Source organism: Alcaligenes faecalis, assembly GCF_005311025.1.
In the GTDB taxonomy this organism is placed as follows: Bacteria; Pseudomonadota; Gammaproteobacteria; order Burkholderiales; family Burkholderiaceae_B; genus Alcaligenes; species Alcaligenes phenolicus.
On the sequence record NZ_CP031747.1, the window covers coordinates 2860690 to 2873747 of the forward strand.

The 13058-nt window shown below is 56.8% G+C and carries 9 protein-coding genes; all 9 read right to left on the reverse strand.

The window, feature by feature from the left end; translation table 11 throughout:
* Nucleotides 1-8: 8 nt before the first annotated feature.
* Nucleotides 9-1673 carry an AMP-binding protein gene (locus D0C27_RS13225; protein WP_035269577.1) on the reverse strand — a complete coding sequence of 555 codons (1665 nt, stop codon included), beginning with the start codon at nucleotides 1671-1673 and terminating at the stop codon, nucleotides 9-11.
* 23 nt (nucleotides 1674-1696) lie between these two features.
* On the reverse strand, nucleotides 1697-2269 hold the full coding sequence (locus D0C27_RS13230; protein WP_026484838.1) for a chalcone isomerase family protein: 573 nt from the start codon (nucleotides 2267-2269) through the stop codon (nucleotides 1697-1699).
* A gap of 19 nt (nucleotides 2270-2288) precedes the next feature.
* Complete coding sequence (locus D0C27_RS13235; RefSeq protein WP_026484839.1) at nucleotides 2289-2807, reverse strand: DUF4442 domain-containing protein; 519 nt, start codon at nucleotides 2805-2807, stop codon at nucleotides 2289-2291.
* Nucleotides 2808-2816: 9 nt separating this feature from the next.
* Nucleotides 2817-4142: an OmpP1/FadL family transporter gene (locus D0C27_RS13240; protein ID WP_137431141.1), complete on the reverse strand. Its 1326-nt coding sequence runs from the start codon at nucleotides 4140-4142 to the stop codon at nucleotides 2817-2819.
* Between the two features lie 125 nt (nucleotides 4143-4267).
* Nucleotides 4268-6211: a 3-hydroxyacyl-CoA dehydrogenase NAD-binding domain-containing protein gene (locus D0C27_RS13245; RefSeq protein ID WP_137431142.1), complete on the reverse strand. Its 1944-nt coding sequence runs from the start codon at nucleotides 6209-6211 to the stop codon at nucleotides 4268-4270.
* Nucleotides 6208-7503 carry an acetyl-CoA C-acetyltransferase gene (locus D0C27_RS13250; RefSeq protein WP_022983329.1) on the reverse strand — a complete coding sequence of 432 codons (1296 nt, stop codon included), beginning with the start codon at nucleotides 7501-7503 and terminating at the stop codon, nucleotides 6208-6210. The genes D0C27_RS13245 and D0C27_RS13250 overlap by 4 nt, the downstream gene beginning before the upstream one ends.
* A complete protein-coding gene (locus D0C27_RS13255) occupies nucleotides 7500-9845 on the reverse strand; it encodes an acyl-CoA dehydrogenase (protein ID WP_026484842.1) in 2346 nt (781 codons plus the stop codon). The genes D0C27_RS13250 and D0C27_RS13255 overlap by 4 nt, the downstream gene beginning before the upstream one ends.
* 212 nt (nucleotides 9846-10057) lie before the next feature.
* Nucleotides 10058-10711, reverse strand: a complete 654-nt coding sequence (locus tag D0C27_RS13260) for a TetR/AcrR family transcriptional regulator (protein WP_009462459.1) — start codon at nucleotides 10709-10711, stop codon at nucleotides 10058-10060.
* A gap of 106 nt (nucleotides 10712-10817) precedes the next feature.
* Nucleotides 10818-12245, reverse strand: coding sequence for an NAD-dependent succinate-semialdehyde dehydrogenase (locus D0C27_RS13265; RefSeq protein WP_083055327.1), 1428 nt, complete (start codon nucleotides 12243-12245; stop codon nucleotides 10818-10820).
* Nucleotides 12246-13058 lie beyond the last annotated feature (813 nt).

Genomic DNA, 13058 nt, shown 5'->3' on the forward strand with positions numbered 1-13058 from the left:
AATACGTGTTATGGACGCAGTTCCCGACGCAGGATTTTGCCCACATTGGTGCGGGGCAGATCGTCGCGGAATTCGACAATACGTGGGGCCTTGTAGCCGGTCAGCTCCTTGCGGCAAAAGGCAATCACGTCTTTTTCCGTCAGCTCGGGATTACGGCTGATGACATAGAGCTTGACGATTTCGCCTGCTTTTTCATCCGGTACACCGACGGCGGCGGCCTCGACAATATCCGGGTGCTGGGCGGCGACCGCTTCCACCTCATTGGGGTAGACGTTAAAGCCCGAGACCAGAATCATGTCTTTTTTGCGATCCAGCAGGAAGACATAACCTTGCTCGTCCATATAGCCAATATCGCCCGTGCGTAAAAAGCCGTCGCGATCAAAGACCTTGGCGGTTTCATCGGGACGTTGCCAGTAGCCGGGAGTAACTTGCGGCCCACGAATGCATAGCTCGCCCGTTTCGCCCAACGGCAGGTCGTTCTGGTTTTCGTCGCGTATGCGTATGTCGGTAGAAGGAACGGGCAGCCCGATTGAGCCGGTGAACTCTTTTTTATCCAGCGGATTGATCGTGGCTGCTGGTGAAGTTTCAGTCAGTCCATAAGCCTGGGCCAGGGGTTTGCCGGTCGCTTCCAGCCAGCGCTTGGCGACCACTTCCTGCACTGCCATACCGCCACCCAATGTAAAGCGCAGCGAGGAGAAATCCAGCTTGCGGAACTCGGCATTGTTCAGCATGGCATTAAAGAGCGTGTTCACCCCCGTAATGGCAGTAAAACGCAGCTTGGACATGTCCTTGATCATGGAGGGAATGTCGCGCGCGTTAATGATCAAGAGGTTCTCCGCACCCAGACGCAGAAACACCAGCAGGTTCGCGGTGAAAGCGAAGATATGGTAAAGCGGCAGGGCAGTAACAACGCAGTCGATCTGGCCTTCTTTCAAATAAGGGCGAATCCAGGACAGGGCCTGGCTCAGGTTTGAAACCAGATTGCCATGGGTCAGGATGGCTCCTTTTGCAACGCCCGTCGTGCCCCCGGTGTATTGCAGGCAGGCAATATCATCGTGGGTCAGCTTGACCGGGGCCGGTGCGCGGCCTCGGCCCTGAGCCAGTACGGCTTTGAAAGAGACGGAGCCAGGCAAGGACCAGGCAGGCACACCTTTTTTAATGTGGCGCACCACTTGATTGACCAGCCAGCCCTTGAAGCCGCCCAGACAATCCCCCACGCTGGTCACAATGACTCGCTTGATGGGTGTTTCGTGCAGGATTTCCTGCAGCACGTGGGCAAAGTTCTCCGCAATGATGATGGTTTCTGCGCCGCTGTCTTGCAGCTGGTGGCGCAGTTCACGGGCCGTATACAGCGGGTTGGTATTGATAATGGTGGCCCCGCTGCGCAACACCCCATACAGACTGATGGGGTACTGCAGCATATTGGGCATCATCAGGGCGACACGGTCGCCTTTTTTCACGCCTTGGCTTTGCAGCCAGCTGGCCAGGGCCAAGGCATTGGTCGACAGTTCGCGGTAGCTCATGCGTTTGCCCATGCTGATATAGGCAGTGCGCTGCGCGAACTCGGTACAACTTTGTTCAAATACATCCAGCAAGGACGAGTACTGCTGGGCCTGATCTTCGATAGTGGCAGGAATACCGGCGGGGTAGTTCTGCAGCCAGACTTTATCCATGAAGCGCTCCGAGGCGTGTAGGTTCAAGACAATCCCAGCAGGGCCTTTTTGAGCGATTCTTGGGCAGGCTTCTTGCCTAGCCAGATTTTCAACAAAGCAGGGGTCAGATCAGGGTGAGAGAGCTCGCCCAGCGTCTTGTCGTTGAACAGGATCTTGACCTGAGGGGTGTGCATGTCCAGCACCACAACGTCGCCTTCCTTGGCTTCACCCACCTGGCGCATCAAGTCTTCAAATTGCTTGATGACAGGGTCCAGTTCTTGTTTTTCAGGATCAGTCAGGTTGCTGTGAATGCCGTCTTTCAGGGCATCGATCAGGGTTTGGGCATCCAGGTCGCGTTTGAGGACTAGCCGGATCTGATGCGGTCCGGGGGATTGAATAATGGCCTCGGCATCCTGGGAAGGCGAAGCGGTATACAGGGCGGCGACGTACACATCAAAAACAACTTTCTTGCGCAGGCCTGCCCCATTCAGTTTCAGGCTTTGCTGCTCGACGGTGACCGTGTCTGGCACGGTGACATTCGCAACAGTAGCGGCCTGGGCGGCGGGTAGCCCCAGGGACAGACTTAAAATCAGGGCGGCACAGCGGGGGGTAAACATGAAGCGGTCCTCCGGCAAATTAGCGTGATTGTGATTTCTGCTTGTAGAAGTGGGCGTCGGCGATATAGATGGTGCGTTCCACCGTGGTGTAGATCTGGCCTTCGGGGTCCTGGATCTGCACGGTAAATGTGGCTTCAGCCTCGTGGTATTGGTCTAGCTGTCCTCGTATTGCGTCCAGTTCATCTGGATTGATTTGAAAATTGGCGTACAGAGTCTGGTAGCCGGGGCGGCGATACTGAATCTCTGCATTCTTGTCCCAGACAATCACATGGCGTTGCAGCCCAGCCAGAAGCATGGTGGCGTGCACGCCGTCTGTAATGGCAAACAGGGAGCCGCCAAATAAAGAGCCATTGATGTTGCGAGTGCGACGACGCAATGGCAGGCGTACGACGATGTGTTGCAAGTTCGCTGAAACTTTGTGGACCCGCCCGCCGGTTGCCCGGAAGGCGGGGTGCCAGTTAAAGCCCAGCTGCAAAAAGCGCGCACGCCATGTGGGGGGTAGGCGTGCGAGCAGCTCCATGCGGCGACTGCGGGCCATAGTGCATCCTTAGAAGCGATAGCTGAACTGCACGCCCAGGATGTCGCCACTGTTTTTGTAGGTACCGCGTGTCAGACCACGACCTTTCAGATCCGTGTTGTTGTTCATGTCGGTATTTTTCAGGAACAAGTGGGTGTAGCCGATATCCCAGGTGGCGTTCTTGCTGGCACGATACTGAGCACCCAGGGACACCCAGTAACGATCGCTGTCAGGCAGGGCGGTTGGGCGGTAGTTCTTGTCGCGAACGGGGGATTGGTCCCAAGCAATACCACCCTTGAAGGTCCACTGCTCGTTGTAGTGGTAGTTCGCACCCAGGGCGACGCGCCATGCGTCCTTGAACTTCAGTTCCAGACCGGAATCCTTGGCACCGGGGCCGCTGTTTTCAATGGTCAGACGCGGGATGCTGCTCCAGCCTGTCCAGGACACATCGGCCAGCAATTGCCAGCGCGAGTTCAGGTCGTGCACCAAGCTGACAATGGCGGTGTCAGGCAGCTTGATGGTGGCTTCTGCGTCCCAATTGATGTTGGGGGCAGGAATGCCAGCCGGCACGTTGCGGTTACGCAGTTTGGTGTCGCCATCAGCCGTGATCTTGATTTGCGAGCGATAGGAAACGCCCAAACGAGTGCTGGGGGTAATTTGGTACAGCAAACCGGCATTCCAGCCCCAGGCGTCGCCCTTCATCTTGACGCGGGTGTCCATGTCCAGTGGGCCCAATGCCGGGTGATAGCCGACGGGGGTAGCCAGACGGTAGTCGGCATCAATGTGCAACCAGTTCACACCCACACCGAAGGACAACTGATCGTTGACCTTGTAGGCCACCGACGGGTTGACGTTGATGGTTTCAATGGCAAATTTTTCGGAGTGGTAACGGCCAACCCAGCCTTCGTCATATTCGGTTGTCAGACCAAACGGGACACCAATACCCAGGCCCACCCACCACTTGGGCGAGAGCTGGTGGGACAGATAAATATTGGGAACAGCGGCGACTTTACCGGCATCACCACCTGAACCGCCGGTGGCGGGACGGCTGGCGCCACCCGTCAGGGCCAAGGGGTCGGTACTGCCTTTATCGGAGAACTTGAAGGTAGGTTTAATCGCATTAAAACCTGCCGAGAAGTTGGTCTCGGGCAACAAGGTCATGCCGGCCGGGTTGAAGTAGATCGTGCTGGCATTGTCACCAATGGCGGCCGAGCCTGCGTAGGCATTGCCCAGGCCGCTCGCATTTTGTTCGAGCAAGTTAAAACCAGCCGCATGGGCTTGACCCATCCCCATGCTCATTCCCAGAGGAATCAGCAAGGCGGGGATGGTACGCAAAGCTACAACCGTCTTTTTCATGTCTCTTCTCCAAGGTATAGGTGCGACGTCTGACAGAGGCTTATGACAAGTTTTAAAACACCTGTTTGTTTTCTATGGTGCATGACCTAGGCCAATCGGCGTATAGGTATTTGTGCCAATCCGAACTAATTGCGTTGTTTTTGTGTTGCTTTGTAATGCAGAGGGCCCCCTCTGAATGGCGCAAAGCCGGTACCGAAAATCACGCCTGCATCGGCCAGATCGTCGTTCTCCACAACACCGATGCGAACCTGGTGTTCGGTCTGTTCGATAAGTGGTTTGATCAAGCGATCTGCCAGACCGCTTGGGACTGTTCCCGCAGGAGATTTTTGGGCTTTGCCGTCTTTCCAGGTGTAGAAACCCTGGCCGGTTTTGCGACCCAGTTCCTGGCGGTCCAGATGGGTTTTCAGGCAGGCTGGCATGGCCGCCTGCTGGCTTAATTGGGCACCTGCATCACGGGCAATATCCAGGCCTACGGTATCGGCTAATTCCAGTGGTCCCATCGGCATGCCGAACTGCAGCATGGCTTTGTCCACAGTGGCCGGGTCCAGCCCCTCGTCCACGCAACGCATGGCTTCCAGCATATAGGGAGCCAGGACGGCATTGACCAGAAAGCCGGGGCTGTCCTTGACGGGCAAGGGCAGCTTGCCGATCTGGTTCACAAAAGCGTAGGCGGCACTGCGCACCTCTGGGGCCAGCAGTTCGCTTTCCACCACTTCCACCAAGGGCATACGAGAGACCGGGTTAAAGAAGTGAATGCCTACCAGCCGTTCCGGATTGATCAGGTTCAGGCTGAGCTCGGACAAGGGCAGGCTGGAGGTGTTGGTCGCCAGTACGGCACCGGGTTTTAGCAGAGGCTCAATGGTGGTGTACAGGCTACGTTTGGCATCGGCGTTCTCGAAGATCGCTTCCAGCACCAGATCTGCCGAGGGGATGCCGTGGCCGTCCGGGTCCGGGATTAATCGATCCAGTGCGGCTTGTACCAGCCTGCGGTCTTTGAGACGGCGCTGGAACAGCTTGGCGGCACGACCTTGTGCCTGGGCGATACGCTTGCGGTCCTGATCCTGCAGCGTCACACGCATGCCTTTCAGCGCACATACGGCGGCAATATCGCCTCCCATGACACCAGCACCGACCACGTGAATATGCTTGATCTCCTGAGTCGACGAATGCTTGCCTACGCTTTTCAGACGCTCTTGCAAATGGAAGACACGCAGCAGATTGGCTGCGGTGTTCGAGCGGGTGATTTGCTCGATCAGCTCGGGAGCCTTCAAGGCATTGCCGTTGTGCTTTTCCCAGATCTCCAGGATGGCGCGGGGTGCCTGATAGTGCTGATAGGGATCGCGCTTTGCCAACTGCTTGCGTACCTGATTAGCAACCAGGGGGCGTAGCAGCTTGGTATTCATCAGGCGTGGCAGACCCTTGGCGCGCCGCGGCTTCTTGCCACTGAGCACCTGTTTGATAGCAGCTTGCTTGGCCAGACGGACGGGAACGCAGGCATCGACCATACCCAGACGGGCGGCCTTGCGGGCATCCACGCTTTTGCCGCTCAGCATCAAGTCCATGGCGGCGGCAGGGCCTATATATTCAGGCAGTCGCAACATGCCGCCCCAACCGGGGAAAATACCCAGCATCACTTCAGGTAGAGCCAGGCGTGTATCGTCCTGATCTACGGCCAGGCAATAACGGCATGCCAGGGCCAGCTCCAGACCACCGCCCAGGCAGTGGCCTTGCACCAGCGCCAACGTGGGGTAGTTCTGCTTGGCCAGCTTGTTGAAGACGGTCCAGCCGCGTGTGACCAGTGCCAAGCCCTTTTCAGGGTTGTTGTTGTGTTCCGAAAACTCGTCAATGTCCGCACCGGCTACAAAACCGGCAGCTTTGCCGGAGTAAATGATCAGTGCTTTAGGAGGATGGCTGCCCAGGTAGTCCAGCGCCTGGTTCAGCTCCTGCAGAACGGCTGCCGAGAGTCTATTGACCGAGCTGCCCACGCAATCGATTTTCAGCCAGGCAATTTGCTGATCGTCCGTGTACAGCGTGAAATTTTGCAAATCCAGGGTAGCGACGGGCATCATGATTCAGTTCCTTGCAGCGATTCGATCAGCATGGCACCGCCTTGTCCGCCGCCAATACAAATAGCGGCCATGCCCAGACGCAAGTTGCGACGACGCAGGGCATTCAAGCAATGCAGCACAATTCGGGCTCCGGAGGCACCCACCGGGTGGCCGATCGCAATGGCGCCACCGTCCACATTGAGCTTGTCCATATCCAGCAGACCCAAAGCATCACGACCCAGATGCTTTTGGCACCACTCCTGGTTGTCCCATGCAGCACGACATGCTAGTACCTGTGCTGCAAAAGCCTCGTTGATTTCCCACAAGTCCGGACCATTTAGGGCCAGACGGTTGCGCTCCAAAATAGGCGTCGCGGCGAAAACAGGGCCCAGGCCCATGGTGGCTGGGTCCAGACCAGCCCATTGCGCATCCACAATGCGGCCAATGGGTTTGAGCTGATGTTCCTTGACGGCGGCTTCGCTGGCTAGAATCAGCAGGGCAGCGCCATCGGTCACTTGGGAGCTGTTGCCGGCCGTGATATTGCCCCAAGGCGGATCAAAGACTGGGCGCAGCTTGGCCAGCTTCTCGGGCGTGGAGTCTTCGCGTACGCCATCATCTTGCGGGTAGTTATTACCGCGCGTGTCGCTTAACGGCACGATTTCTTCAAAAGCGTTTTCTTGTTGAGCACGCAAAGCCAGACGGTGACTGCGGGCCGCAAACTCGTCCATATCCTGACGGCTGATACCAAACTCGTGCGCCAGAATTTCAGCGGTCTGCCCCATGGACAGGCCAACGACGGGATCAGTCAGCCCTTTAAGCAGGCCGATGACTGGTTTCAGATAGGACAGACGCAGACTGCGCAGCGCTTTCAGGCGTGCGCCCAGGCTACGCGCTTTGCCCCAGGTGGCCAGCCAGCGCACCATGTCGTCGCTGAACAGGATGGGGGCGTGAGACAGCGCATCTACGCCACCGGCCAGCACCAGATCCGAGCGGCCGGTTTGAATGGCCTGTACGCCCGAGTCCAGTGCCTGCATACCCGAGGCGCAGTTACGCATCACGGTCCAGCCCGGCACTTTGTGACCTGTGCCCAGACGCAGACCCAGAACCCGGCCGATATTGGTTTCATCGGGCGAGGGGGCGGCGCAACCCAAGATGACCTCGCTTAGCTGCGGGGCCTCAAAGGGTTGGCGCAGCAACAGCTCGCGACCCGTTTGCACGGCCAGATCTCCAGCAGAGAAGGGGCCGGGCGCATTACGCGCTTTCAGAAACGGGCTGCGTGCGCCGTCAATAATATAGACCGGTTGAAAACTCATGCTTGGCTCCCACTGGCGGCTTCAGCGGCAGGATTTTCCCGACGCAAATCGAAGGGGAAATCATCAACGGCAATAACCCGATCGCGCACGATGTCGCGGGCCTGGATTTGCTCGTATTCCTGAGCCGTGATGCCACCGGCCTGAAAGACGGCTTCGGCCAGATCGCGTACGTTGGCTTTGGGGTTGTCCTGCAATTGACCGCTTTTCTCGAACTGACGGATTTTGGCGTCAATATCGCGGGTGTTCAGCGAAGCCAGCAGGGCCGCTTCAATCGCACCGACGGGTTCCATATCGTCGTCAGGCAAGTAGGTGTCGTAAGTCAGGCGATCTCGAGTGGCACCGGGCTTGGTCAACAGTTTGGCAACAGTGTGGTCCAGCTTGTCATCAGGGCCCAGACGGCGCAGACCCAGAGGGAAGACCAGGAAGCGCAGTACGGCCGCCAAAGGACGGTTCGGGAAGTTCTCCAGTACTTTGTCCAGAGCGTGTTGAGCACGCATCAAGGCGTCTTGAGCCGCCCAGTGAGCCAGAGGTGCATCTTCCTGTTGACGGCCTTCGTCTTGGTAACGCTTGAGCACGGCGCTTAGCATGTACAGCTCGGACAGCACATCCCCCAGACGCGAGGACAGGCGCTCACGCATTTTCAGGGAACCACCCAGAACCAGCATGGAGGCATCGGCCAGCAGGGAGAAAGCAGCACTGTAACGGCTGGCCTGGCTGTAGTAGGTGTGCATGGCCTTGGAGGTGCCGGTAGGGCCACTTAGCAAGCGCCAGCCACCCAGGCCCAGCCAGAAGGAGCGGCCTGTATTGGCCAGTGTGTAGCGGATGTGTGCCCAGAAAGCCTGGTCAAATTTACGCAAACCGGCTTCGCGGTCAGGGTTCAGGGCGGCTGTCATCTCTTCAAGGATGAAAGGATGGCAACGGATAGCGCCTTGACCGAAGATGATCAGGCTGCGCGTCAGAATATTGGCGCCTTCCACCGTAATGCCGACGGGAATTTGCTGGTAAGCCCGGCCCAGGAAGTTGGAGGGGCCAAGGCAAATGCCTTTACCACCAATCACATCCATACCGTCGTTCACCACAATGCGACCACGCTCGGTGACGTGGTATTTGACGATGGCCGAGACGACAGAAGGTTTCTCGCCCAGGTCCACGGCAGCAGCCGTCATGGTGCGGGCGGCATCCATCGCGTAGGTATGGCCGGCAATGCGAGCCAGTGCTTCTTCCACGCCTTCAAATTTACTGATGGCGCTGCGGAACTGGGTACGCACGGCGGAGTAACCACCCACGGCGCGGCTGGTCAGTTTGGCCATGCCAGTAAAGGAGGAGGGTAAAGAGATGGAGCGGCCAGCAGCCAGACATTCCATCAACATGCGCCAGCCCTGGCCAGCCATGGCGGGGCCACCAATGATGAACTCCAGCGGCATGAACACGTCTTTGCCACGGGTGGGGCCGTTCATGAACATGGCGTTCAAGGGGAAGTGACGACGGCCAGTGTCCACGCCGGGGTGGTCGCTTGGAACCAGGGCGCAGGTAATGCCAATGTCTTTTTCGCCACCCAGCAAACCGTCCGGGTCATATAGGCGGAAGGCCAGACCCAACAAGGTGCAAACCGGAGCCAGGGTGATGTAGCGTTTGTCCCAGGTGACGCGCATGCCCAGCACTTCCTGACCTTCCCATTCGCCTTTGCAGACAATCCCTACGTCAGGAATGGAGGCGGCGTCCGAACCGGCCCAAGGGCTGGTCAGTGCGAAAGCGGGAATGTCACGGCCATCAGCCAGGCGGGGCAGATAGTGTTGTTTCTGCTCGTCGGTACCGTAGTGCAGCAGCAGTTCTGCCGGGCCCAGCGAGTTGGGCACCATGACCGAGACGGACAAGGCCGAGTTACGGGTGGAGAGCTTGGCGACAACCGCCGAGTGCGCTTGCGCCGAAAAACCGCGACCGCCGTATTCCTTGGGAATAATCAGGCTGAAGAAGCGGTTTTCTTTCAGGTAGTTCCAGACCTCGGCAGGCATGTCGAAGTCTTCCTGGCTGACTTGCCAGTCGTCAATCATGGCGCAAGCCACATTGACTTCATTGTCCATGAACTGGCGCTCTTCATCGGTGAGCCGGTAGGCCGGATAAGAGCTCAGGGTATTCCAGTTGGGTTTGCCGCGAAACAGCTCACTTTCCCACCAGACCGTACCTGCTTCCAGCGCATCGCGCTCGGTTTGGGACATGGCAGGCAGAACGCTGGAAAAGGCGCGGTAGATTGGGCGGCTTAGCCACTTGGTGCGTAGATTCCGGTTTTTGAGAACGTAGACGCAGCCAAGCACTAGCACTATCAATAGCAAGGTCACAAACATAGCAACTCCGGACTAGCTCAGAAAAAAAAAGAAGAAGGCCCCCACGCTGCGCCTTCGGCTTGTTGCCCCCGAGGGGGCACTTTTTACCGGGGGCGCCGAGCTTTGGGAGCGGCCCGGCGGTAAAACCCCCTCATGCTGCACCTTCGACTTGCTGCCCCTAAGAGAGGGGCGCGGTTCACCGTGGTGTAGCTTGGTGGTCAGGGCCGTTCAGCTCAGGTGCTGGCGGGTAAAGGAGCTCGTAATCCACCCAGCAGGAAACTCATCAAGCGCTGTTGCAGTTGTTGCTCACTTTCCGGGCTGTCGCTAAGGGGTAATTGCAAAGCCCGACGCAGTGATTGGGTGCCCATCAAGGCATAAGAGGTGGCACCCAGCATGAAATGGAATCGCCAGATGATTTCTTCTTCAGGCACGGTAGGCAGAGCTTCATGCAAAGCCTGCTTGAAGGGCAGGAAGATGGCGACTTGTTCGTCCCAACAGATGGACTGAATGAAATCCTGCGGCGCCGGGCGGTCCTGCCCCGGCAAAGGAATGAACGAGCGTGGGGCGCCGTTGCCTGAACCTGCCAGGCGGATCAGTGGGCCAAAAAAGGCATCCACCACCTGGGATGCTTTCAAAGGACCTTCACCGGCTTGCTGGCGATAAAACGCCAGTTTTTCCAGGCGCTCTTGATTGATGCTGTTCAGGCGGCGCTGGAACACGGCCTGTGTCAGTCCGTCTTTACTGCCAAAGTGATAATTGACAGCCGACAGGTTCACCTTGGCTTGCGCCGTAATCTGGCGCATGGAGGTATTTTCGTGGCCATACAGCGCGAAAAGATGTTCGGCTGCATCGAGAATGGCGGACTGTGTCCGATCAGAGCGTTTCACCGTTATTTCCTAATTTCAAACGAGTGTTTGAATAATGTAACGGGAATGCGCAGTTAGTACAGTAGGGGTTCACCCTAGCCCCGCAAAGCGGGGCCAGGAGCCAGTCTTAGATCTGGGTCACAAATTTGGTGACTAAGTATCCGTCAAAGGTTTCGGCACCGCCTTCGCTGCCAATGCCGCTGTCCTTGACGCCGCCAAACGGAGTCTCGGGCAGGGAACTGCCGAAGTGATTGATATTGACCATACCGGATTCCAGTTCGGTACCCAGTCGATGCGCGTCTTGCAAGGATTGTGTAAAGGCATAGGCCGACAAACCGTAGGGCAGGCTGTTGGCACGGGCGATGGCATCGTCCAGATCGCTGTAGCGCGTCAAGGGGGCGATGGGGCCAAATGGCTCCTCGGTCATGACCAGTGCATCGTCGGGCAAATCCGTCAGCACTGTGGGCGAGAAAAAGAAACCATCGCGCTTGATCTGTTCTCCTCCCAGCAACACTTTGCCACCCAGAGAGCGGGCGTTGTCGACAAACTTTTGCATCATGGGCAGGCGGCGCTCGTGAGCCAAGGGCCCCATTTGCGTATCCGGGTCCAGACCATCGCCCACTTTTACATTGGCCAGCTCTTCGGTGAAGCGGTCCACAAATGCAGTGTAGATGTCGTCGTGGATATAAAAACGCGTGGGCGAAATGCACACCTGACCAGCATTGCGAATTTTGAAACGAGCCAGCTGACGAGCAGCGCGGGCTACATCGGCATCAGGCAGGACCAGCACAGGCGAGTGACCGCCCAATTCCATGGTGATGCGTTTCATATGGGCACCGGCCAGTGCAGCCAGTTGCTTGCCTACAGGTACAGATCCGGTAAAGGAGACTTTACGCACGATGGGCGAGCGGATCAGGTAGTCCGACACCTCCTGTGGCACACCCCAGACAATATTTAGTACACCCGGAGGCAGGCCCGCATCATGAAAGGCTTGGGCAATAGCCATGACCGCACTGGGGGAGTCCTCGGGGCCTTTCAGAATAATCGTGCACCCAGCACCGATAGCCGCGCAGATCTTGCGAATGGCCTGGTTGTAGGGAAAGTTCCAGGGCGTAAAGGCGGCGCAGACCCCGATGGGCTCGCGCAGAACCATTTGCTGCACTTTGGGGTTGCGGGCGGGGATGACGCGGCCATAAATACGGCGGCACTCCTCGGCGTGCCAATCCGCATGGTCCGCGCAGGACATGATTTCGCCTACCGCCTCGGCCAAGGGCTTGCCTTGGTCCAGTGTCAGATTGCGGCCAATTTCCTGGGCGCGTTCACGCGACAGTTCCGCGACCTTGCGCAGGATCGCGCTGCGATCCATGGGCGAGCTGTGACGCCAGCTTTTGAACGCGTCCTGGGCGGCGTTCAGAGCCGCGTCCAGATCCGCCTGGGATGCCAGCGGCAGTTGGCCCAAGGTGCTGCCATTGGCAGGATTGATGACGGCCTGGGTCTGGCGACCTTGTCCATCCAGAAATTGACCATTGATATACAGGGCCAGGTGTTGATACATGAGCGGCCTCCAAGTTGTCTGTGTTGCTAACTAAATACGTACCGTTCGATGGTATCGGGCGAGCAGAAACGGGACAAGCGTGGGCGGCGGATATTGCAGCAACGGATTGTTCAGAGAAGCTACAAACGGGCGCGAAACAGGGAGCCCTTCAAGAAACCGTTATAAGTTTTTGATTTCATATCTCTTTTTGAAGGCCTGACAAAGAGATGAAAACCGACATCAAGCTGCAATAAGAAATCGTTACAAGTGCAGCATTCTTAATGTGAGCGATTGTTATATTTTTAACGATGAAAATATTTTTATCGTCTGGTGATAACCTGGTTTTATCTTGATGTAACCTAAATGCTTATTAAGGTGAAAGTTTTTTGTAGATTATTACCAACGATCGCGCCACGTGGGATAAGCGCAACAGTTATTGCTTAAGCGCCTAATCGCCCGAAATCGTTTAATTTCAGTGTATTGTTGCCTTTTTTATCACGGGCTATTTATCATTTTTAACATTGTCGTCCACGAAGCTCCTTGTAATCTAAGATACAATTTGTCCCGTGATCTACGTGATGAGTTTCACTATGCGTCACGTAAAAAGTCACAATCAGACACAAGGTTATGCTCCAAGAATACAGGTCAGAAGCCTGTAGCTCCGCCTTGTCTTGCCCCGGTCCATTATGAACATACTGCTGCGGCTGGCGATGTACTTACCAGTCTTAGATGTAAAGCCCATGTGCAATACATAGGTGTTGGGCCCTCGGGTGGTGTTTCTTTCGCTTTGTTTGAGCGACACACCGAACCCATTCTTCTTTCATTTTTGTACTT